We start from the raw sequence: 22,757 nt of genomic DNA on the forward strand, positions 1-22,757 counted from the left end.
CAAAACCAACATCCCGATCTCGCCGCCTGAACATCCAGACGGCTGTTTAAGCTATCGAAATGAGGGGTCCCTTTTAGACGCCGATCACCCCGCTAACGGGGTCCTTTTTGCACGCCGATTCACATCGCCCACCGAAAGGAGACGGAAACCCAGCTCTGCGCCCCACGGAATGATGATGCCCGTGGCATTGGCGTCCTCCGGCACGGTGATCTCACCTCCAGCATTCACAAATGAGCGTTCCAACCAGTCCCCGTCCAGTCAAGAGCGTAAAAAAGAAAACGGAACCGTTAGGTTTACATATCCATGTGCCGCACTTAGTGGTTGGTCAAGGCTATGGAGACTCGCTCGAACCGCCTGCTGGTGTTCTCGGTGATCGGTGCCATTGCCGTCGCTCTGTTCGCGTTTGCGTTCTGGCTTCTCGCGGCCAGGAATCCTGATGGTCGAGAGTATCTGATCCGCTTCAAGAACAGCGTGACAGGCGTCAAAAACGGGTCGCCCGTCACCTATGCTGGCGTTTCCGCGGGCCTGGTAACAGCCGTACGATTCGACGGCCAAGACCCTTCGACCGTGCTTGTTACCGTCCGTCTCAACCCTGAGATACCGATCGTAGAAGGCGTCAAGGCGCAGATTTCAAGGTCCTTCATTGGCGGGGACGCAACCATCATCCTGGACGGCGGACAGAGGGGGGCGTCGCCAATCGCGGCAACCAATAGTGAGCCCCTTCCGGTCATTCCTGAAAAGAAGGGCGGGCTTCTTGGTTCAGGCGGTGACCCGGTCGCGCTGATCGAAAAGATCAGCCGCTCGGTCGATAACATTTCGGCCGATCTTGATGAGAAGGGGCAGCAGCGGACCCGCGAGCGACTGGCCGAACTGAGCGCCAAGACGGCGGTTTGGCCTACCAAGGCGGCTCGACTGGCTGACGGGATAGCCGGCGCGGGAGACGGAATGCTCGGGGTAGGCAACTCGATCGCGGGTGTCGGCGAGCGCGCCGCCCGCATCCGCGCCAAGCTGGAAGCGCGTCGCGATGCCAGCCTTGGAATCGATGACAAGCTGCGCAGCGCTCGGCGCGCGGCGGAAGATTTTCGTGGCGACGTGGAGTCTCTGCGCCCGGCCGTTCGCGCCCTCGAAGGCCGAAGTCGTGTGGTTACAGAGTCCGTTCGCTCGGCGCGATCCACTACACAGCGCCTCGGCGACCAGGTCGAACGCGTTGATCGCGAAGGACTCCAGCTGTTCGGGGCGCCAAAGTTGCCCGATTATAATTCAGCACAACAGTCGCCACCACCATCGCGCTAGCGCCAGCGTTTCGTGGTACGAGGGACGCTCATCCTCGGGACCGCCCCCGATTGTATTCAGGTCCCTCCCAAAATTGAATAAGGCGGTGGCCGTGAGCGCATGAGCAGGACATGGTGGTGCATCTTGGCAACCGGTCGCAGATTTCAGCTTCAGCGACTATCAGGCATCGCGGAGGCGAGATTGAAATGAAGGGGCGAGGAAGCGGCAAGCGGGGCGGTAGGACTGGCAGGCCAACGACAGAGGCAGCGATCCGACTGACCTCCCATATCCTGCAAAGCGCTCGTGAAATGTTCTTCGAACATGGCTTTGACGGCGCGAGCGCTGACATGATCGCCGAGCGTGCAAAGATCTCGAAGCGGACCCTTTACGCCAGGTTCGGCAGCAAAGCGCGTATGTTCGAAGCTGTGATCCTCGACGAGATTGACACGCAACTTCGGGCACTGGAGCCGGCCGTCGATGCGGATCTTGCTGTCGTGGACAGGCTGCAGTCGATCGCCGATGTGCTTCTCGAGTGGCTGCTTACGCCACGCATCGCTTCAATGGAGCGTGTCGTGATCGCGCAGGCCGTGCGCTTTCCTGCGCTTGCCGCCAACATTCACGAGTTCGGCTTTCAGCGCGCCGCTCAGTGGGTGGCGAGCATTCTCGGGGCTGCTGCCGCCAAGGGTGAACTCGATCTACCGGATCCCGTTTTCGCCGCTGAACAGTTCGTGACCCTCGTGGTCGTCGCACCGATGCGCCGCGCGGCGCTCGGCCTCGCCCCTCCAGCCTATGACGAAAATGCCCGCGCCCGAGTGAGACGGGGCATCGAGCTTTTTATTATTGGCTGTCTACCTCCCGCACTCGGAACCGAGAGTATGCAATGACCGAGGTCGCAGATGACATTCCGTTGAGTGAGCGGGAAAGATTTGGAGAGCTCGCGCGAATCTTCGCACGTCACGGACTCGGTGGCCTCGCCTCACGCGTCGGCTTGGCGAGCGGTCCGCCGACATGGCCGGTCGAGCCCGACGCACCCACAAGAGTAGTCGCACTTCTTCGCGATCTAGGTCCGGTCGCAATAAAGCTGGGCCAGCTTCTCGCCACACGTGGCGATCTTCTGGGGCCGGACTGGGTGAGTGCGCTATCGACATTACAGGATCAAGTTCCTGCGGTACCATTCCACGAGATCGAACCCGAACTCGTCTCGTCTCTCGGGGCGCCCGTTGCTGATGTTTTCGCGCGTTTCGATCCGAAACCAATCGCCGCGGCGTCGATTGCCCAGGTGCACGGTGCAGCCCTTTTCGATGGGACCGAAGTTGTCGTCAAGGTGCGCCGCCCGGGAATAGCGACCCGCGTCGACGCCGACCTGAGATTGCTACGACGACTTGCGCGTCTGGCCGAACGGCGCTCGCCGGAACTGCGGCGGCTTAAGATTGACGAACTGCTGCGCTTCTTCGCCGAGAGCCTGTCTCAAGAAATGGATCTGAGCGCCGAAGCGGCAGCATGTGAGGGGATTGGGTCATTTCTTGACACGCTAGGCGTGAGGACACCGAAGTTCTTTTGGGACTATGTCGGCCGCCGCGTCAACGTCCAGGAGCGGCTTGAAGGAGTCTCGGTGCGCGGCGTCCTTATTGCAGTAAACGAGGTAACAGACGCGGCCGCAATTGCAGGCACCTACGCGGACGCCATATTGCGCATGATCATCTTTCACGGCCGATTTCACGCAGATCCTCATCCCGGGAACGTATTCGTTCTTCCAAGCCGAAAGATCGCCTTCATCGACTTCGGCGCCACCGGAACGCTGACTCCAAACCGTCGCTCGGAGCTGGTCACCCTGGTCCTAGCCATCGCGGGAGAAAATCCGCGCGCGGTCGCGGATGTGCTGATAAACTGGTCAGGCGACCGGACCGTTGAGGTGGATGGGTTGCAACGGGACCTTGAGTCTTTGATCGGTCAGTTTCGTGGCGCTGTCCTGAAACAGGTTGATCTGTCCGAGATATTCTCGCGCGTGTTCACGTTACTGCGCCAATACCGTCTGGCATTGCCGCCCGACCTAGCCTTGCTCCTGCGCACATTACTGACCGCCGAGGGATTGGTACGGACTCTTGACCCAGAGTTCGATATCGCGGCTAGGGCGATGCCGATCGCCCGCGAGCTTGCGCGCGAGCGAATTAGTCCTGCCGAGCTGAAAAAAGGTGGGCGCCGCCTGGCCGCAGGAATTGGCCGCTTGGCCGCAGCCTCTCCCGACTTAATAGGACTGGTGGAGAAAGTAGCAAAGTCAGGTACTATCCCGGTTCAGGTGTCATCACCATCACCGAACAAGGAGAGGCCGTCGTCCCAAAGAGATATACTCGCTGCCAGTCTGATCGTAGGGGGAGCGGTTCTCTTCAGTCAGCAAATATACATATCACTAATTTCATGGGGAATTGCAGTAGTCATGTTGGCATGGACTAGGACCCGATAGTTTTTATGACTTAGTTAAATTTGCTAACTCATAAAATAGGCAAGTCTTTACCAAATTATGATATTCCGAGATTTGTCCAAGATGCTGGGCCAGGCCGCCGGGAGCTAGTCGACCCGGCCCAGCTAGGTTCACCTTCCCGCAAGCCCGGAGGGCGTGAGCGACTTGCCGGTGGTGAGTTCGTTTTCCAGCACAGGAACGGCCGTGCCGGCGATCTGTTGCAGCGCTGGATCGGTGCCGTCTTGGGCATATCCCTTGTGAATTGCCCACGCTGCTTGTTGCACCTGCGCCGACTGGGTGAGATAAAGGTTGTCGAAAGCGCTCTTCGGTGCCTTTTGCAACAACTTGAGAAGAGCAGCGCGGTCAGCCGACAAGGTTGACGACGGCGCCTTTATCGTGCGCTGATCGTTCTTAAGCGCTGCCATCAGTGCTTTTTGGCTGCTCTGTGCCTCGGCAAGGACGCGCTTGGCGTAGGATTTGACGTCGTCCCGCTGCGCGCGCGTTGCGGCAAGCTGGGCAGCCTTTATCTTATAGAGGTTCGCGTCCGACGCGGCGAGAACGTAGTTTGGGCCGCTTTGGCTGGCAATCGGCTCTACCCCGACATCCGCGCTGGTCATCGTTCCTGACGTGGATGGGGTAACTGCTTGGGCAAAAGCCGGAACCGACACCAAAGAAAGCAGCGCGGCGGAGATCACGATCTTCATCAGTTTCCTTTCTGGCGGTTTATGTCGGTAACGTGAATCAGGGCGGCAAACGAAAAGGAAACCGGTTGGTTCCATTGTAGATCGGCTTGGCGATAGGATGCGATCTACGCCATACAGGCAGAACCTTCGAGCCATTGGATGGCTTCCGTTACCGAACTCAACAAGCGGTCTTGCTTCAACCACTCACCCGTCCTCCCAACGCCGTCAGCGGCTCCGGTCCTTATCGCGCGGCGCCGGTGCTTGCGCCGGGGACGCGCGGCCGATTTCGCCGTCCAGCGATCCACCAGCCTTGATCCGATCTGCGACGAACTGGCGCGTCGACTCCCCGGTGGTCCCGACCATGCGCGCGCTCTCGCCCCGATCGCGCGCGGTCTTCATGGCCGCGTCGACGATCGCCTGGGCGGGCGCGAGGCGTGGATCGGCTTGGTTCTTTTCCGGCGTGTTCTTCAGGAACAGCTCGGCAAGCCGCTCCTGCCCTGGCGAGTGTCCGGGGGGCAGGATCGGCCGCTCCAGCGACCGCACGGCGCGCTGGATCTGCGCCGGCTGCTGGTTGTTGATCTGGACGCCGAGCGCCGCCCCGATCTCCCGCACCCGCTCCAACGGCGTCTGCTGGGGCGTCACGACGGCATCGACCTGACGGACGCCGAGATAGGTGAGAAGGTGCGATTGATAGATCGGCCCCTTGGCGTGGCGGACATAGGCGAGTTCGGTTCGCGCGTTGGCGATGGCGGGGGAGGGGGCACCCTCCTTAATCAGCCCGCGCAGCCGGTCGGCCGCCTGTTGACGGGCGGCCGGCAGATAGCGTTCCAGCTCCTCGCGCGCCTTGTTCAGCGTCACCCGGTAGCGTTGCCCCTCGGGCGGGGCACGCTTGGGGAGCATGGCGATCCCTGCGGGGCCGATGCGCGCTTCGGGCGCGAGGTCGCGCTTGACCGCCGCTGCGGAGAGAACCGCGGCCATGCCGCGATGATCTCCGGTGAGAAAGCCGTGGCGGGACGCCTCCATCCAACGATCCTTGTCGATCGCGGCAATGCGGATCGGGTGGCCGGCTTCGCGGGCGAGCTGGGCGGCATGGTGGCGCATGGTGCGCCCGTTCCCTTCGCGGAAGGGATGAATGGCGTTGATCTCGTTGATGTGGTTGCCGAGCCGATCGAAAAACTCGTCGCGAGGAAGCCCCCGCAAGCCGCTCTGCGCTCCTACCTCGGCGAACCGATTGTCGAGTTCGCGCGCAAGGTAGGGGACGGCGGCGAAGCTCGATCCGCCCTTGGCGATGTTAACGGAGCGATCCTGGCCCGCCCAATCGTAGAGGTCTTGGAACAGGTGCCTATGGAGGGCCCGATAGCCATCGGCCGTCGCTGGAAAGGTCAGGCGCGCGGCCTCCGCGCCGCGCGCCTGGGTCAGTCTCCGTTCGGCCTCTATAAGCGTCTTGTCGTCGGTGATTCCGAGCCGATTCCGAAGCGTCTCGGTGCCAGGATACGTGTAGGGATCGCTCGCCAAGGTCAGGCGGCGATCTGGTGTGTTCCGGGCTGATAGAGGCTGAGGATAATCGAGGGCATGACGGCAGGCGGCACGCCCTCGTCGAGCATCATCGCGAACATCGCATCTTCATCGATGGTCGGCGTCATGTCCTCAATCGCGAGGTTGGCGCGCGCTTCCGCTACGTCCTCCCGCCAAAGTGCGATCTGCTCGGGGGTGCCGCGCTGGAAATCCATCTGGCGGATGCGCTCGCGCAACGTCTCAAGATCGATCTGGGCCATCGCGTCATCCTTTCTGCTCTTAACCCTACGCCTTCCAAGGCGACTCCTCAACAAATCATGTGTGAGCGAGGCGGATGCGCGCCGTGATCCGCGCTTGGTTGAGCGCGGATCGCCGGATCGGGGCCGTTAATACTCGCTCGCCAGCATGACCGTCAGAACGCGCGTGGTCTGCTGCGCATCCCACGGCGCTTCGCTACCATAGGCCAGCGTGTTGTCGTAGTAATCCACCTTCCAGAAAACCGTCTCGGAAATGGCCGTGCCATCGCTCGGCCGCTCTTGCGACCATTCACCGCTCGCTAGGCGATAGACCGCGCCGAAATCATGCTCACCATAGGGGTCGTTGTCGCCGTCGAACTTGGTGAAACCGACGATCGCCGATACGGCCTTGAAGCGATCCACATTGGGGAGGGCAAGAAAGCCCTGCGTGACGTTGGCGCACGACGTGACGCCGGGGCTCTGACGCGCTGCGTCATTCAGGCGGCGGATGGTGTCGAGTTGTTCGGGGCTATACATCGCTGATCCTCCTTCTGGCATGGGCCGCAAGGCCGCTGGGCCTCACGGCCCTGCCTGTCCGGCGAGGACGGGATGGGGAGGGGGAGCGAGAATCTACCGCTGGCGCGGGCGAGCCGCTCTAGCGCGGCCGGCGCGACGCGACGGGCGCCGCGCTTGGCGGATTACACGGGCGGTCGATTGTCGTTCGGGAACGAAAGGGCGGCGCCCTTGGTGTTCCCCTGGCGCCGATCGCGCGCAGCGCGAGCGGTGAACGATACGCGGTGCAGATCTCCGCACGGCATTGTCGCGCGCAGCGGCGCGCCGTTCACGGGCGAGCAGCAGGCGGCGATCGACCATTATCGCGCGATGCTGATCCTCAATCCCAATGACAATCAGGGCATCCGCTACCTGCTGGCAAGCGCCTTGCTCCAGCGCGACGATCTCGCTGGGCTGAAGGTGCTACTGCGCCAGTATGAAGGAGATGGAAGTGCCGCCTGGGCCTACACGCTGGCGCTGATAGCCTATCGCGAACAGGACCCGCGCGGTCCGGCGATTGTCCGGGAAGCCTGGGAGAGCAACTCGCATGTGCCTGCCATGTTGGCCGGCCTCAAACGCCTCGTTCCTTCTCGCGACGGCTACATCAGTATGGGCGGAGAGGATGAGGCGACCGCTTATGTCGAGGAAAACGGCGCCGCCTGGCGGGCCATCCCGGGCGCCATCGACTGGCTGGCCGAAAGAAGCACGGGGCTGAAGCCGCGACATCGCGGATGCCAGTCATGAGGAACGAACGCGCGCAAACGGTCGTTTGCGCAGCATCCAGACCGGTCCAGCAAAAACAACGCGCTATTCGTCGCACAAAGCTGTTGCCAAACGACATGCAAAAGCAACAGATAAATGCAGCATCACCCAAGCTGCTCGGCTATGCTCGCGTGTCCAAGGCCGAAGACCAGGATACCGCCCCGCAGATCGAAGCACTCGAAGCCGCGGGCTGCACCCGGGTCTACGAAGAACATGCCTCGGGCGGCCGCTGGGATCGACCGGAACTCCACCGACTGCTCGACCGTCTCGAGCCCGGTGATGTTCTCGCAGCCTGGAAACTTGACCGGCTGTCGCGGTCGCTGAAAGATCTGCTGCTTATCCTCGACCGCGTCGAAAAGGCCGGCGCCGGATTCCGCTCGCTGACCGAAAATATCGACAGCACAACGGCATCCGGTCGCATGATGATGCAAATGCTGGGCTCGTTCGCCGAGTTCGAGCGCGCCATGGTGCGCGAACGAACGCAGGCTGGCCTGCGCTCGGCGCGTGCCCAGGGGCGCAGTGGCGGCCGACAACCCAAGCTCTCGCCCCACCAACAGACCGAGGTCATCACCATGCTCACCGCTGGCAGATCGACAGCCGATATCGCCCGCCTCTCCCGCGTCCATCGCGCCACCATCAGTCGCATCGTCAACAACTTCGCCGTCAAAGACGCCGCGCGAACTCCATAACGTTCCGCGTCCGTTCTTCGCCTTGGCCGTTTTTCAACCTATGAGGTCACTGCGCCTTGTTGCGCCTTTTCCCGGTGCGCCGCAGTCCAGGTGTACCAGGCTCCGAGTACGATCACAGCATGAGCCGCCAGCGTTGTGAAGACGACCCATTCCGCCTCGCCGCTGCACAACAGGCTGTAGATGTCCCATGCCGCGCCGACCGCTTCGGTTAGCACGATCACCGGGACCAGCGCGATGTATTTCCACGGCTGCCGCGCGCCCCACAGGGCGACAACACCGATCGCGGCCAGCTGTATCCCGACGATCAGCCAGGCATCGAGCAGCAGATCGAACACCGGCTTGCCCTGGCCCAGATCAATTCCCGGATAGATCAGGGGCAGGGCCCCCGCATAGACCGGCGGCCAGAGCAGGATCAGATTACACAGGTACCAGATTCCGCTGGCGATGAAGAAGATGCGCAGGCCTTGCATGGTTCGATCTCCAAAGGCTGCGCCGGTCAGTCGGCGACCGCGAAAATGTCGGACGTTGCGCCGGCGATCCGTGCAGCCTTGAACGGCGCATAGTCGGGGCAGGCCATGAACGCTTGGACATCCGCCATCGCGGGGAAGCGGATGATCACCGTGTAGTGCGGCGCCGCGCCTTCGCCTTCGAAGCGTTCGAACTGGTTGGAACGGCAGATCAGTTCGCCGCCGAACCGCGCAACCATGGGCGGAACATTGGCTTGGTAGTCCGCAACCCAGCCATCGTCGTGCGAGGTGACGGAAGCGATGAAATAGGCGGCCATGGTTGTTCCCTCCGTGTCGTTACCGGTCTGGTCGGCGGCTCCCGGTTCGCCGCGTCAAAAAAATCGATTGCCGGGGCGCGGCAAACCGAAATGATCGCGCAGGGTCGTGCCTTGGTAGTCCTTGCGGAAAATGCCCCGGCGCTGCAATTCGGGCACGACCCGATCGACGAAATCGTCGAGCCCCTCCGGCAGATAGGGGAACATCACGACGAACCCGTCCGAACCGCGCTCCTCCAGCCATTGCTCCATCTCGTCGGCGATCGAAGCCGGAGTGCCGACGAAGGCGAGCCCGGCATAGCTGCCGGCTTTCGCGGCGAGCTGGCGGATGGTGAGGTTGTTCTGCCGGGCTTGCGTGACCAGCATTTCACGAGAGGTCTTGCTGGCGTTGGTATCGGGTATTTCGGGGAGGGGGCCATCGGGGTCGAACCCCGAAACATCGTGATCGAGCATGCCGCACAGCGAGTGAATCCCGCTTTCATAGTGAACCAGGCTGTCCAGGTGAGCGCGCTTGGCCTTGGCCTGCTCGACCGTGTCGCCGACAACGACGAGCGCGGCGGGCAGGATCTTGAGATGATCGGGATTGCGTCCGATCGGGATCATCCGCCCTTTCACATCGGAATAAAAGCTCTTGGCGGCGGCAAGATTCGAACCGGCGGCAAAGACGACTTCGGCGGTTTCGGCGGCAAGTTGGCGTCCAGGATCCGAGGCCCCCGCCTGGAAGATGACCGGCCAGCCTTGCGGAGGGCGGGCAATGTTGAGCGGCCCGCGAACGGAGAAATGCGGGCCCTTGTGATCGAGCACGTGCATCCGCGCGGGATTGAAATAGATGCCGCTGTCCGCATCGCAGACGAAGGCGTCTTCCGCGAAGCTGTCCCACAGGCCAGTCACGACGTCGTAGAATTCGCGCGCGCGTCCATAGCGGCCGGAATGATCGGGCTGCACCTCGAACCCGAAATTCTTGGCGCTCTCGGGGTTGGACGTGGTGACGACGTTCCAGCCGGCCCGCCCGCCGCTGAGGTGATCGAGCGAGGCAAAGCGGCGCGCGACGTGAAAGGGTTCGTCGAAGGTGGTGGAGGCAGTGGCGACCAGCCCGATCCGTTCGGTGGCGCCAGCCAGCGCCGACAGCAGGGTGAAGGGTTCGAACGAGGTGACGGTGTGGCTGCGCCGCAGCGCCTCGACCGGCATGTTCAGGACCCCGAGATGATCAGCCATGAAAAAGGCGTCGAACTTGCCTGCTTCCAGCTTGCGCGCGAATTGCCGGATCGCGGCGAAGTTGAAATTCGCATCCGGGATTGCCCCGGGGTAGCGCCAGGCGCCGGTATGGATGCTGACCGGCCGCATGAACGCGCCGAGGTGAAGCTGACGTTGCAGGCTCATGCGTTTTGTTCCTTCAGGCTCGCGAAGACTGCCGGGGATCACCTTCCCTGCAGCTTTTCCAATATTTGGCGGGTCAGGACCGCTGTACTGCCGTTGCCGCCCAGATCGGGGGTCAGGACTGCTTGCCGATCGCGCAGGACCGCTTCGATCGCGGCCAGCACCATCGCTGCGGCTTCCGCTTCTCCCAGATGGTCGAGCATCATCGCCCCCGACCAGATCTGTCCGATCGGATTGGCAATGCCCTGGCCGGCAATGTCCGGAGCCGATCCGTGCACCGGTTCGAACATCGACGGATAGCGCCGCGACGGATTGAGATTGGCCGACGGCGCGACCGCTATCGTCCCGGTTACGCCGGGACCGAGATCGGACAGGATGTCGCCGAACAGATTGGATCCGACCACCACGTCGAACCGTTCGGGTGACATCACGAAGCGGGCGGCCAGAATGTCGATATGGTACTGGTCGGTGGCGATCCCGGGATATTCCGCGCCGATCGCCGCGAAACGCTCGTCCCAGAACGGCATCGAATGGTAGAGCCCGTTCGACTTGGTGGCCGAGGTGACATGCGGCCGGCCAAGCTTGCGCGCGAAATCGAAGGCGTAACGCAGGATCCGGTCGGTGCCGCGGCGGGTGAATACTGCCTGCTGGATGACGATTTCATCCTCGCCGGTGCCGGTGCGGCCGCCGATCTGGGAATATTCGCCTTCCGAATTTTCCCGCACCACCCAGAAGTCGATATCGCCGGTGCTCTTGTCGCGCAGCGGCGAGCGAATGCCGGGCAGCAACCGCACCGGTCGGAGATTGACATATTGATCGAATTCGCGCCGGATCGGCAGCAGCAGGCCCCACAGCGAGACGTGATCGGGCACCCCCGGATAACCGACCGCGCCAAGGAAGATTGCGTCATGATCGGCAAGCCGGGTGAGCCCGTCATCCGGCATCATTTTCCCGGTGGCGAGATAGGTTTCGCAGCTCCAATCGAAGTCGCGAAACTCGAGCGCGAAGCCGCATCGCTGCGCGACCGCCGACAAGACCTGCACCCCGGCGGGCAGAACCTCGCGGCCGATGCCGTCGCCGGGAATATTGGCTATGGTATAGCGGTTCAAGCGGGCTTCCCGTGCCGAAAGGTCAAAGGTAGGTGTTCAGGGTCTTGAGGACCCGGTAAGCCCCCAGGAATGTCGGCGCATCGACGCCGAGGCGTTCGGCGGCCTCGGCGAGCGGTCCCAGAATTTCGTCGACCTCCATGCGCCGTCCTGCCACCAGGTCATCGTGCATCGAGGTCCGCACCGGGCGATTCTCCGGCTTGAACCGGCCGACCATGGCCATCACCCCGGCGAGCGCTTCGTCGAAGCTTTCTCCGTTGATCTCGACGAGCCGTGAGACGGGCGCGAAGAAATTTTGCGGTTCGTACCCCAGCGCATTGTAGATCGCCAGCAGGTCCTTGACGATCAGGACATACTGGGCCGCGCCTTCGCGTACCGCCACACCGTCGATGAAATCGAGCTCTTTGATGCCGCCCAGGGTGCTGGCGCTCCACGATGAAGCACTTCCGACCTGGACCAGTTTTTCCCAATGGACATGGGTGATGTCGGCAGTCGAGCGGGACCCCATCCCGGCTGAGTCGAGCGCCTCGGCCATGGTCCGGGTGCGATCGCTTTCCCTGCCTCCCAGTTCACCGAAATAGGCGGTTACCGGGACGGCCATGTGGTTGAGCGCGCGGCCGGGTTCGAGCAGGGTTGCGCCGTCCATGATCGACCCGCCGATCACCTTGTCCTTGCCGAACGCGGCCTGCAGCCGGCCTTCCTTGCCAACCCCGTTCTGCAAGGTGAGGGCGCAGGCTGTCCGGTCAACCAGCACTGTCGCATCGGCCAGCGCCTGATCGGTGCCCTTCGCCTTGGTCAGCAAGATGTAATAGTCGATCGCGTCCTCGACCTCAGCCGGGGTCTCGACCGCGAACAGGTTGTCGCGCTGCACGAACTGTGCACGCACCCCTTCGATTTGCAGACCGCCCTGACGGATTGCCTCGACATGGGGTTTGCGCGCAATCAGCGTTACCTTGTGTCCGCCGCGGGCCAGGAAGCCGCCGACAACGGAACCAAGACCGCCTGCGCCGTGGATGCAGAAATGCAATTGCTTTGTCATTGGTAGTGTCCTGCGTTCGATCAGGCGATGCCGAGCTCGATGAGCTTGGCTCTGATCTCTTCCTTCTTCTGCGGGGTCACGTCGGCAACCGGAGGCAGGATCGGGCCGGCCTTGAGGCCGATCGCCTCATACCACGCCTTGATGTTCGCCAGTGCCGAAGCATAGGTCGCGGTGCGCGCAATATCCCAGACAAACTGGTCATGGTAATATTCGCGGACATCGTGCAGGCCTTCCCACTTGGTGCGGGCCTCTTCCCATTTGCCCTGGTTGGCGAGGTTGATATAGTCGCGCGCGAGGTGGCGCTTTTTGCCATAGAGCATGAACGACAGTTCGCCCCAGCACACCGTCCCGCCCAGCCGGAGGTCTTCGAGGAAGAAATATTCGAACGGCTCCATGGTGTTGAAGCCTTCGGGCATCAGGCTGCGGATCTTGATCGTCTCGGCGCGGTTAAGCGCACCCTGCTTGACCCCGATCACGGTATCGAGATCGGCCAGGCGGCGCATCAGGTTCCAGCTCAGCACCGTGCCCGAAACCGGGGTGCGGTAGAGGCAGACCGCCATATTGCTGCGATCGGTCAGATACTTGAACCAAGCGAAAATCTCGTCGTCGGTTCGCAGCTGGACGACCGGGTTGATGACCTCGGCGCCGTTGAAACCCAGCTTCTCGACGAACTGCATCTTTTCGAGCGCGAGGTGGACCGACGGGTCGAGGATGATCGTCCACAGGTCGAGCCGCCCGGCGTTGGCCTCGGCGACGATCTCGTGAAAGCGCATCCATTCGGACGGAGTGACGTTCCAGCATTCGGCAATGAAGCCGCCGACAACCAGGCCATCAAGGCCCATTTCGACGTATTTGTCGATGTTGTAGCGGATCCCGTCGATATCGAACTTGTGGTCGGCGGTCATCGGGGTGATCGGGCACTGGTAGAACCCCCGGACTGTCTCGGTGGCCCACTTCTTGGCGTCTTTGCGATCGTAGTCCATGTTAGTATTCCTTCACCCTTTGTCTGGTTGACTTGTTGGCAATGTGCCGAGCTAGGTTGCGGCCAGCGCCGATTGGGCAGCGGCAAGGCGCGCGATCGGAACGCGGAACGGAGAGGCGCTGACATAATCGAGGCCGACCCGGTCGCAGAAAGCGATCGAGGCCGGATCGCCACCGTGTTCACCGCAGATCCCCAGCTTGATGTCGGCGCGCGTCTCACGGCCCAGCCGGGCAGCCATCGCAATCAGCTTGCCGACCCCGTCGACATCGATGCTGACGAACGGATCCTTGGCATAGATGCCCTTGTCGATGTAGCTGCCAAGGAACCGTCCGGCATCGTCCCGGCTGATTCCCAGCGTGGTCTGGGTAAGATCGTTGGTGCCGAACGAGAAGAACTCGCCAACCGCGGCGATTTCGTCCGCCACCAGCGCGGCGCGGGGCAATTCGATCATGGTCCCGACGGTGAATTCAACCGTCAATCCCTGCTCCGCGAAGACCGCTTCCGACACCCCGATCACAGTCTGCTTGAGCATGTCGAGTTCGCGGGCCGTGCCGACGAGGGGGATCATGATTTCCGGCACGACCGGTTGGCCGGTCTCCCGGCTCACCGCGCAGGCCGCTTCGAAGATTGCGCGGGCCTGCATCTCGTAGATTTCCGGATAGACCACGCCCAGGCGGCAGCCGCGGTGGCCGAGCATCGGATTGGACTCGGCCAATTCCTCGGCCCGGCGTCTGAGCTGATCCACGCCGATGCCGACGGCGGCGGACAGCTCGGTGAATTCCGATTCGGAATGGGGAAGAAACTCATGGAGTGGGGGATCGAGCAGCCGCACCGTGACGGGAAGCCCCTGCATGATCTCGAAAATCCGGGCGAAATCGCTACGCTGTTCGGGCAACAACAGATCGAGCGCGACGAGCCGCTCAGCCACATTCGCGGCCAGGATCATCTGGCGCATGAAGTTGATGCGTTCGCCGTCGAAAAACATGTGTTCGGTGCGGCACAGACCGATGCCTTCCGCTCCGAACTGGCGGGCGACTTCGCAATCGGCCGGGGTTTCGGCATTGGTGCGCACATTCATGCGGCGATGCCGATCGGCCCAGGCCATCACCGTCGCAAATTCGCGGTCAAGCTCAGGCATCACGGTTGGCAGGGCGCCCTGGAAAATCTCGCCGGTGCTGCCATCGATCGTGATCAGGTCACCTTCGGCGATGTGCACGCCACCAATCTCCGCTGATCGCGCCTGGTAATCGATCGACAGGCTGGACGCCCCCGAGACGCAAGGGCGCCCCATGCCCCGCGCGACGACCGCCGCATGGCTGGTCATGCCGCCCCTGGCAGTCAGAATTCCGCGAGCGACATGCATGCCATGGATGTCGTCTGGCGAAGTTTCCTGCCGGACCAGGATGACGCTTTCACCCAGTTCGGCGCGCACCGCAGCCGTATCGGCGTCGAACACGACCGCGCCCGATGCAGCCCCCGGCGAAGCCGGAAGCCCCGATCCCAGCAGGGTCCGTGGCGCGTCGGGATCGATCGTGGGATGCAGAAGCTGATCGAGCGAGGCCGGATCGATCCGCCTGATCGCCGCTTCCTCGGCGATCAGGCCTTCCTCGACCATATCGACGGCGATCTTCAGCGCGGCTTTGGCCGTGCGCTTTCCGGAGCGGGTCTGCAGGATATAGAGCTTGCCGCGCTCGACCGTGAATTCGATGTCCTGCATGTCCTGATAGTGCAGCTCGAGCAGCTCGAACAGGCGGGCGAGCTCCGTGAAGACCGCGGGCATCGCCTCTTCCATCGACGGCAGCTTGGCACCGGCGGCCGTGCGGGCTGCGAGCGTCAGATATTGCGGCGTCCGGATCCCGGCGACCACATCCTCGCCCTGGGCGTTGACCAGCCATTCTCCGTAATAGGCCTTGTCCCCGGTTGCCGGATTGCGGGTGAAGGCGACGCCCGTCGCGCTGGTTTCGCCGAGATTGCCGAATACCATCGCCTGGACGTTGACCGCCGTTCCCCATTCGCCAGGGATGCCGTTGAGGCGGCGATAGACCTTGGCGCGATCGGATTCCCAGGATTCGAATACAGCAGCGATTGCGGAAGCAAGCTGCTCGTCGACGTCCTGCGGAAAGGGAGCGCCGCGTTCGGCCTCGACGATGCCGAAGAACTCGCCGATCAAGTCACGAAGATCGGTGGCGCTCAGGTCCACGTCCTGCGAGACGCCGCGATCTTCCTTGGCCTTTTCCAGCGCGTCCTCGAACCGCGCGTGATCGATCCCGAGCACAACGCTTGCGTACATCTGGACGAAGCGGCGATAGCTGTCCCAGGCAAACCGCTCGTCGCCAGACGAAGCAGCCAAGCCACGCACCGTTTGGTCGTTGAGGCCCAGGTTGAGGATCGTGTCCATCATGCCCGGCATCGAGACCCGGGCGCCGGAACGAACCGATACCAGCAAGGGATCGCGCCGATCGCCGAACCTCTTGCCCACCGTGCGCTCGATATGGGTCAGCGCCGACCTGACTTCGCCATCGAGGCGCGCGGACTGGCTGTGGCGATCGCGCAGGAAATGAAGGCATTCTTCGGTTGTGATGGTGAAGCCGGGTGGGACAGGCAACCCGATCCGCGCCATCTCGCCGAGATTGGCGCCTTTGCCGCCCACTACCGCCTTGTCGCGGGCGCGCGAGTCATCATGGGCAATGCCGGGGCCGAACGTGTAGACGGTTTTCATTTGCTGCTAGTTTCCCCGCGGAATGTGCCGCTCTTGCCAAACATGTCCCCGGGCATGCCGCGCCTTGCCGCCACACGGGCGGCAAGGCGGCTGGCGAACACGGTCCTTACATCCGGAGGATGGCCTTGATCGCGCTGCCAGTTTTTTCGGTGTCTTCGACAGCCTGGTTGATCTGATCGAAATCGTAGAACGAGCAGAGCTTCTCGAATGGGAACAGGCCGGCCTTCTGCATCGCGATCAGCTGCGGGATGAACACCTGCGGCGTGCTGGAGCCTTCCACTACCCCGCGCAGCTTGCGACCGAACAGGATGTTGTTCATATCAAGCGAAAATTCGGTGCCCAGCTTGGCGCCGCCCACGACTGCGGTTTCCCCCAAGTTGTGGGTGCTTTCGACCGCCGAACGCAGCACTTGCGGGATCGCGGTCGTATCCATCGCATAGTCGGTGCCGCCACCGGTCATCGCAACAATCGCTTCCTGGGCATTGGTGGTCGAAGCGTCGATGACATCCGTTGCGCCGAGTTCGCGGGCGACTTCGAGCCGAGCCGGATTGCGATCGACCGCGATGATCTTGAGACAGCCCGACGACTTGGCGGCCATCAGCGCGCTGAGACCGACCGAGCCGACGCCGAAGATCGCGATCGACGAACCCGGAGCCGGTTGCAGCGAATTGAGGATTGCTCCCGCGCCGGTCTGGATGCCGCAGCCCAGCGGGCCGAGCAATTCGATCTGCGCGTCGTCGGCAACCTTGACGCAATTGTTTTCGCTCGCGATCGAGTAGGTCGCGAACGAGGACTGGCCGAAGAAGCAGGCGTTCACGTCCTCGCCGTTGCGCGTGATCGGGGTCGATCCGTCGAGCCTGCGGCCCATGAAATTGAGCGGGAACAGGCTGGGGCAATAGGCCTGATGCCCCTTGAGGCATGACGGGCAGGTGCCGCAGTAGCTGAACGACAGGACCACCTTGTCACCTGGCTTGACAGTGGAAACCCCGCGTCCGACCTTTTCGACGACGCCCGCGCCCTCGTGGCCGAGTACAGCCGGCAGCGGGGTCGGGTAGTACTGGTCGCGGACAGTCAGGTCGGTGTGGCACATGCCCGCCGCAGCAACCTTTACCAGCACCTCACCATCGCGCGGGTCTTCGATCGATACATTATCGAGGACGAATTCTCCGCCTTGACGTTCGATGATAGCGGCGTAGGCTTCCATGCATAATCTCCCGGCTTTGCGCCAAATCGCGCGTTATTAGCAAAAGAAATACAGATTCTTGTCTTGCGTGACTCTCGCATCGAGGATAAGTTTTCGCCGGAAGACCTTGAAACCATTGCCGTCCTGGCGCAACTTGTCTTCACGCCCCAATGTATGCACCGTGACTTCAGTCTGGCGGCGGTTGCGGTAGACAAGGATGTTCGACAGGACGTCCAATTCGCCGTTTTCGGCTTCAAAGGCTTCGACATTCGACACGAAGTACCGGATTTTGGATGGCGGATCCTCCATCCAGACCTGACCTGAATAAAGCCGTTCGACACGCTGCTTGAGCTCTTCGAAGTCGTCGTTGTAAATTGCCGCATCGTCCGGCGTCGGGTCCGGGCGCCGGTCCCTTGCGAAGCGCTGTTCGTAAATCGGCATCCAGTAATGGATGTCTTCGGCGACCATTCCGTGCAGCCATTCCCGGTACTGCCCGGTCTGCAACAGTCTAACCTCGGCACGATAGTGCGCTTCGACGGCGTAGTGCACATCCGGCGTCACCGGAACTTGTTCGGTCGACATGTTCTCTCCGTAGTTGTCGATATTTGGACCGGCTCTGGCGATCATTCGGCCGCGTTGAGCTTTTCGTTCCAGAAATTGCGATTCGTGAAGACCGAATCCCAATTGTCGTCGTTTGCCTTCACGCTCGCCCAATCGGGGGCATCGATCATTTCCTTCCAGAACCGGTAGAAGCCCCGGTAGGATGTCTCGCCAATGAAGCTGATGCCGACGATTCCGGGATAAACCGGATGCGGTCCTTCGTAGCCGACGCCCATGGTCGAATTCATCATGCCGTCACGCGTGATCACGCCACGGTTCACGTAGGTTGCCGAAGACATGTTTTCGCCGTCGTCGCTTTCCAGCGTCCCGGCGGTTCCGAATGTTCTCGTCGCTTCGCGCTGTATCGCACTCTTGGTAGCGGGATCGGCATCGCTCGGCACCATGGTATAGGTCCATACTTCAATCTCGTGCGGCCCGCGTGGATGCCAGATTTTGAAGGTGTTGGTGCCATACAGGAACGAGCAATTGGGGAAGATCGCGCCGTTCCAGTGCCCGACATAAAGCCGTTCGCGATCCGCGCCAAACTTGCGGCGCACCTCGCCGCGGGTGTCCTCAAGATATTTGTTCCAGCCGTCGCCCTTTCGGTGGATCGCAGCCGCCGCGTTGTCGATCACCCCAAAGCCATGACCATGCCGGGTCGTGAACTGCAATCCAAGATCGTCGAAGGGAATGTCCGCGCGGTTGCCGGCCAGTCCCGCCAACGGACCACCGATCTGACCAAGCGCCGCCGCATGGGTCCATCCGACATGATATCCGTCGCCGACAAAATTTTCGACCGGCACTTTCCAGTTGCAGTGAAGCAGGCTCTTCATCGGCGGACCGAGCAGTTCCAGCCCAGCGCCCCCTCCTTCCCAGATGGTGTCGAGATAAAAACGGAATTCGCCCAGGTAGTCTTCAAGGCTAGGCGCTTCGGGATCATGGCAACCGAAAATGAAACCCTTGTAGGTTTCGACCCGAACAGACTTCGCCGCCAGCTCTTGCTTATCGAGTTTGTTGTGGTAACAGCGCGACTCGAGTGGGACATCGACCAACGATCCATCCTGCCCGTACACCCAGCCGTGATAATTGCAGACGAACGCCTTGGCGTTACCGCTGTCGGCGTGGCAGATCTGGTTGCCGCGGTGCGTGCACGAATTGATAAAGGCGCGGAAGGTCCCGTCGCTCTGGTGCGAAAGGATGATCTTGTCCTCGGCCATATAAGTCGTGATGAAGTCGCCCGGCTTCGGGAGAAGCGATTTGTGGCCGAGCATCAGCCATGCCCGGGAAAAAATCCGCTCTATTTCAAGATCATAAACGTCTCTGTCCCAGAACACCTGACGGGACTGGCTGGCATTGACAGTGTCTACGAGTGTGGTGTCGCCGCTCATGGCTCTCTCCGGTTTTCACGAACTGCGGTTGTCGTCTGCAGATTCGTACACTAAGGGCAATGCGATGTACGATATGCAAAAAGCCGATGCCACGCAAGTGGGATTGAGAGTGACGGACCGTTCGTTCTGATGGGTACTGGCAATGGTTCTTCTGGATGGCGGCAGGCCCTTCGTTACGTATGGAGCTCACCAGTCTTGCTGCTTTCTCTCGCTTCGCTATTCTGGGCGCTGAACCCCATCGTGGGCCGGGCGGCGCGCGACTTGCTCTCTCCTCTGGCGCTGGCCTTTTGGCGTTGGGTGGTCGCGTTGCTGTTCGTTCTGCCCTTTGCCTGGCGGCACGTCGTGGCCGATCGTCGGGTCCTGCGCGATTCCTGGCGCCTGCTGGCGGTGCTGGGCGTGTTCGGCGTGGGGGTGTTCGCCTTCATCGTTTACTGGAGCCTGCAACTCACCACAGTCACCAACAGCCTGCTGCTGCAATCGACCATGCCGATCATGACCTTGGTCATGCCGAGCATTCTGTTCGGGGAGCGGATCAGACCGCTGCTGGTTTCCAGTGCGGCGCTGTCTCTTACCGGAGTCGTCTGGATCGTGACCAGAGGGCAGCCTTTCGCGTTGCATCTTGGCGGACTCAACCATGGCGACTTGCTCGCCCTGACCGGGGTCTTCCTGTACTCGGCCTACGCGACGTTCTTGCGCAAGGTGCCCGCCATACACCACATCACTCTGCTCGCTGTGCTGTTCGCGGTCGGCATGGGAACGCTGGCTGTACCTTATCTGGTGAGCCTGGCCGACGGCGGGGTCGCCAAGCCACAAATTGAAGTGATTGGCGCGGTGCTCTATGTAGGCATCTTTCCTTCGCTGATTGCCTATGCCTTCTTCAACCGTGCGGTAATCCTGATCGGTTCAGTAAGAGTCGGCGTCTACATGAATCTCCCCACGGTGTTCGGTGTTTTCTTGGCGGTGCTGCTGTTGGGAGAGAGACTTGAAACCTATCACATGGTCGGAGCGGCCATTGTCTTGGCCGCGATATTCGTATCGCGCCGAGCAGCAGCAGGCCAGACGGAAAACAGGGGAGAGCGGAAACCATGAGTGATGAGACCGGGGCGATGGCCTACGATGGCGCAGTGCGGTGGGCTGCAAACCGCCCTGACCAATTCTGGCTCGAGGCCGCAAAGGCGATCGACTGGGTCGAAAATCCGCCGCGCGCCCACGACCAAAGCATGGGCTGGTTTCCCGAAGGCATCCTGAACACATGCCACAATTGCCTCGACCGGCATGTCCAGGCCGGACGCGGCGATGCGCTGGCGCTTGCCTATGACAGCCCGGTAACCGGAACCATCCGCCATTACACCTACCGCGAACTGCTGTACGAAACCGAACGTACGGCGGCGATGCTGGCGAGCCTCGGCGCGGAAAAGGGGGATCGGGTAATACTCTACATGCCGATGATCCCCGAGACGGTTTTCGCGATGCTGGCTTGCGCGCGGCTCGGTGTGATCCATTCCGTTGTGTTCGGCGGGTTCGCCCCACCCGAACTGGCCAAGCGGATCGACGATGCCACCCCCAAACTGGTGCTCACCGCTTCGTGCGGAATCGAGGGCAGCCGCACCATTGCCTACAAGCCGTTGGTCGACGAAGCGCTGGTCCTTGCCGCCCACTCGGTCGAGCATGTCGTCCTGGTCCAGCGCGAACAGCTAACCGCGGACTTGATGCCCGTCCGAGACATTGACTGGCACGATCTGCAGCGCCGGACCGCGGATCAGCCGGCGCCTCCGTGCGTTCCTCTCGCCTCCGGCGAGCCGCTCTACATCCTCTACACCTCGGGCACCACCGGAACGCCCAAAGGGGTGGTGCGCGACAATGGCGGACACGCCGTGGCCCTGGCCTGGTCGATGGCCAACATTTACGGCATCGGGGCAGGGGACACGTTTTGGGCAGCCTCGGACGTCGGTTGGGTGGTGGGGCATAGCTACATCGTCTATGGCCCGCTGCTAGTTGGGGCCACGACCGTACTGTTCGAAGGCAAGCCCGTCGGCACACCCGATCCCGGCACCTTTTGGCGAACCATCGTGCGGCATAAAGTCAAGAGTTTCTTCACTGCGCCGACCGCCATCCGGGCGATCCGCAAGGAAGATCCCGATGCCCGGTTCCTGAAGGAGATTGGCACCGGAGCGTGCCGCGCGGTGTTTCTGGCCGGAGAACGCGCGGACCCGGAAACGATCGCGTGGCTGGAGCGGTTAAGCGGTTTGCCGGTGATCGATCACTGGTGGCAGACCGAGCTTGGCTGGCCGGCCATCGCTTCATGCTTCGCGATGGGGGACCTGCGCCGCAAGCCTGGCAGCGCTGGCTTTCCGGTGCCTGGTTACCAGTTCGCCATCCTCGATGACGATGGACTTGCTCTGCCCGACGGGGCAAGCGGCAATGTCGTTATCGAAACCCCGCTGCCGCCCGGCACCTTCCGTTCGCTGTGGAACAATGACGCGACGTTCGTCCGGAATTTCGAGACATTCCCTGGGTACTACGAAACCGGTGATGCAGGCTTCCGCGACAGGGACGGCTTCGTGCACATCATGGGGCGAACCGACGACATCATCAACATCGCTGGTCATCGACTTTCGACCGGACAGATGGAAGAAATCGTGGCTCGACAGCCGGGGGTCGCCGAATGCGCCGTTGTCGGTGCGCACGATGACCTCAAAGGCATGGTGCCGGTTGCCTTCGTCACCCCGCAAGCCGGCTATGCGACGGACAAGAGCCTTGTCGAGCGCTCAGTCCTTTCCGTGCGCAGCGAACTGGGGGCTATCGCGGCGCTGAAGGCAGTTCTGGTCGTCGAACAATTGCCCAAGACCCGTTCTGGCAAGATCTTGCGTAGCCTGCTCCGTAAGATCGTTAACCGCGAACCCTTCGATATCCCCGCGACAATTGACGAGCCGGAAACGCCAGCCAAGCTTGCGGCGGTTTTTGCGGAAGAAGCGGGATTTAACGACCCTCATTCGCTGAAGCGGGTAAGTGATTGATCCGCATCATGAGCGTTTTGACCGATTAGAGGCAGCGTCAGAACGCTCTCGTAATGGTGTACGATCGGGTTTTGTTATGATCGTAGCCATCCGGTGAGGCTTGCGATTACCCATAAGTATTTGAGACGCTATGTTCGCGGTTGGTAGCTCGTCCCCGGCATGCAGTATCGAGGGTTGACCAATGATCAGGTCCTATCCTCATGCATGGGAGACGAGCCATGGAATATTCTACGACATATGTAGCGATGGACACGCACAAAAAGACGATAGCTGAGGTGGCCTCGCCTTCTTGGACAGGTTGGCGGCTAAATTAAGCTCATCCCGGTTGTCGTTCATGCCGCCATTTGAGTGATCAAATCCTGGGGGGCATGCCCCCCAGGATTTGAAGCGCCGATTTG

The 22,757-nt window shown here is 61.7% G+C and carries 21 protein-coding genes; 7 read left to right on the forward strand and 14 right to left on the reverse strand.

Going from position 1 to position 22,757, the window contains the following annotated elements:
- Positions 1-333: 333 nt before the first annotated feature.
- From ACFQ24_RS06460 to ACFQ24_RS06470, 3 genes are all read left to right on the forward strand, one after another.
- Entirely contained in the window at positions 334-1,293 is a 960-nt protein-coding gene (locus ACFQ24_RS06460; RefSeq protein WP_380909831.1) for an MlaD family protein, read from the forward strand.
- Positions 1,294-1,403: 110 nt separating this feature from the next.
- On the forward strand, positions 1,404-2,156 hold the full coding sequence (locus ACFQ24_RS06465) for a TetR/AcrR family transcriptional regulator (RefSeq protein ID WP_230588530.1): 753 nt from the start codon (positions 1,404-1,406) through the stop codon (positions 2,154-2,156).
- Positions 2,153-3,733 (forward strand): ABC1 kinase family protein, encoded by a 1,581-nt coding sequence (locus ACFQ24_RS06470; RefSeq protein WP_380909833.1) that lies wholly within the window; start codon positions 2,153-2,155, stop codon positions 3,731-3,733. The genes ACFQ24_RS06465 and ACFQ24_RS06470 overlap by 4 nt, the downstream gene beginning before the upstream one ends.
- Positions 3,734-3,861: 128 nt before the next feature.
- Here the strand turns inward: ACFQ24_RS06470 and ACFQ24_RS06475 are convergent, their stop codons facing one another.
- The 4 genes from ACFQ24_RS06475 to ACFQ24_RS06490 form a co-directional block, all read right to left on the reverse strand.
- Positions 3,862-4,434: a DUF4142 domain-containing protein gene (locus ACFQ24_RS06475; protein ID WP_380909835.1), complete on the reverse strand. Its 573-nt coding sequence runs from the start codon at positions 4,432-4,434 to the stop codon at positions 3,862-3,864.
- A gap of 204 nt (positions 4,435-4,638) precedes the next feature.
- Complete coding sequence (locus ACFQ24_RS06480) at positions 4,639-5,928, reverse strand: Fic/DOC family protein (protein ID WP_380909837.1); 1,290 nt, start codon at positions 5,926-5,928, stop codon at positions 4,639-4,641.
- A 2-nt stretch (positions 5,929-5,930) separates the two neighbouring features.
- Positions 5,931-6,188 (reverse strand): hypothetical protein, encoded by a 258-nt coding sequence (locus ACFQ24_RS06485; protein ID WP_133496539.1) that lies wholly within the window; start codon positions 6,186-6,188, stop codon positions 5,931-5,933.
- A 126-nt stretch (positions 6,189-6,314) separates the two neighbouring features.
- Positions 6,315-6,701 (reverse strand): DUF3768 domain-containing protein, encoded by a 387-nt coding sequence (locus ACFQ24_RS06490; RefSeq protein ID WP_380909839.1) that lies wholly within the window; start codon positions 6,699-6,701, stop codon positions 6,315-6,317.
- Between the two features lie 210 nt (positions 6,702-6,911).
- On the opposite strand from ACFQ24_RS06490, the gene ACFQ24_RS06495 reads away from it, so the two are divergent.
- Positions 6,912-7,460: a hypothetical protein gene (locus ACFQ24_RS06495; RefSeq protein ID WP_380909841.1), complete on the forward strand. Its 549-nt coding sequence runs from the start codon at positions 6,912-6,914 to the stop codon at positions 7,458-7,460.
- The gene (locus ACFQ24_RS06500; RefSeq protein ID WP_429615078.1) at positions 7,457-8,167 is read left to right on the forward strand and encodes a recombinase family protein; all 711 of its coding nucleotides are present in this window, start codon (positions 7,457-7,459) and stop codon (positions 8,165-8,167) included. Before ACFQ24_RS06495 ends, ACFQ24_RS06500 begins: the two co-directional genes overlap by 4 nt.
- A 38-nt stretch (positions 8,168-8,205) precedes the next feature.
- On the opposite strand, the gene ACFQ24_RS06505 is transcribed toward ACFQ24_RS06500, so the two are convergent.
- The 10 genes from ACFQ24_RS06505 to ACFQ24_RS06550 all read right to left on the reverse strand — a co-directional run bounded on the left by ACFQ24_RS06505 (position 8,206) and on the right by ACFQ24_RS06550 (position 19,342).
- On the reverse strand, positions 8,206-8,637 hold the full coding sequence (locus tag ACFQ24_RS06505; protein ID WP_380909843.1) for a BphX family protein: 432 nt from the start codon (positions 8,635-8,637) through the stop codon (positions 8,206-8,208).
- Positions 8,638-8,663: 26 nt separating this feature from the next.
- Positions 8,664-8,951 (reverse strand): DUF1330 domain-containing protein, encoded by a 288-nt coding sequence (locus ACFQ24_RS06510; RefSeq protein WP_380909845.1) that lies wholly within the window; start codon positions 8,949-8,951, stop codon positions 8,664-8,666.
- 54 nt (positions 8,952-9,005) lie between these two features.
- On the reverse strand, positions 9,006-10,328 hold the full coding sequence (locus tag ACFQ24_RS06515) for an LLM class flavin-dependent oxidoreductase (RefSeq protein WP_380909847.1): 1,323 nt from the start codon (positions 10,326-10,328) through the stop codon (positions 9,006-9,008).
- Between the two features lie 38 nt (positions 10,329-10,366).
- Complete coding sequence (locus tag ACFQ24_RS06520) at positions 10,367-11,434, reverse strand: tartrate dehydrogenase (RefSeq protein WP_380909849.1); 1,068 nt, start codon at positions 11,432-11,434, stop codon at positions 10,367-10,369.
- 22 nt (positions 11,435-11,456) lie between these two features.
- Positions 11,457-12,470 carry a ketopantoate reductase family protein gene (locus ACFQ24_RS06525; RefSeq protein ID WP_211150143.1) on the reverse strand — a complete coding sequence of 338 codons (1,014 nt, stop codon included), beginning with the start codon at positions 12,468-12,470 and terminating at the stop codon, positions 11,457-11,459.
- Between the two features lie 20 nt (positions 12,471-12,490).
- On the reverse strand, positions 12,491-13,453 hold the full coding sequence (locus tag ACFQ24_RS06530) for a dihydrodipicolinate synthase family protein (RefSeq protein WP_211150142.1): 963 nt from the start codon (positions 13,451-13,453) through the stop codon (positions 12,491-12,493).
- 51 nt (positions 13,454-13,504) lie between these two features.
- Positions 13,505-16,171 carry a pyruvate, phosphate dikinase gene (gene ppdK / locus ACFQ24_RS06535; RefSeq protein WP_380909851.1) on the reverse strand — a complete coding sequence of 889 codons (2,667 nt, stop codon included), beginning with the start codon at positions 16,169-16,171 and terminating at the stop codon, positions 13,505-13,507.
- A 106-nt stretch (positions 16,172-16,277) separates the two neighbouring features.
- Positions 16,278-17,375, reverse strand: coding sequence for an NAD(P)-dependent alcohol dehydrogenase (locus tag ACFQ24_RS06540; RefSeq protein ID WP_211150140.1), 1,098 nt, complete (start codon positions 17,373-17,375; stop codon positions 16,278-16,280).
- A 36-nt stretch (positions 17,376-17,411) separates the two neighbouring features.
- Positions 17,412-17,981, reverse strand: coding sequence for an aromatic-ring-hydroxylating dioxygenase subunit beta (locus ACFQ24_RS06545; RefSeq protein WP_380909854.1), 570 nt, complete (start codon positions 17,979-17,981; stop codon positions 17,412-17,414).
- On the reverse strand, positions 17,978-19,342 hold the full coding sequence (locus ACFQ24_RS06550; RefSeq protein ID WP_211150139.1) for an aromatic ring-hydroxylating oxygenase subunit alpha: 1,365 nt from the start codon (positions 19,340-19,342) through the stop codon (positions 17,978-17,980). Before ACFQ24_RS06550 ends, ACFQ24_RS06545 begins: the two co-directional genes overlap by 4 nt.
- A gap of 195 nt (positions 19,343-19,537) precedes the next feature.
- Here ACFQ24_RS06550 and ACFQ24_RS06555 point away from each other — a divergent pair, with 195 nt between their 5' ends.
- Positions 19,538-20,431, forward strand: a complete 894-nt coding sequence (locus tag ACFQ24_RS06555; protein ID WP_380909856.1) for a DMT family transporter — start codon at positions 19,538-19,540, stop codon at positions 20,429-20,431.
- Entirely contained in the window at positions 20,428-22,359 is a 1,932-nt protein-coding gene (locus ACFQ24_RS06560) for an AMP-binding protein (protein ID WP_380909858.1), read from the forward strand. The genes ACFQ24_RS06555 and ACFQ24_RS06560 overlap by 4 nt, the downstream gene beginning before the upstream one ends.
- Positions 22,360-22,757: the final 398 nt, after the last annotated feature.

Origin of the sequence: Sphingobium olei, assembly GCF_042678845.1 — a bacterium.
Classification (GTDB): Bacteria; Pseudomonadota; Alphaproteobacteria; order Sphingomonadales; family Sphingomonadaceae; genus Sphingobium; species Sphingobium olei.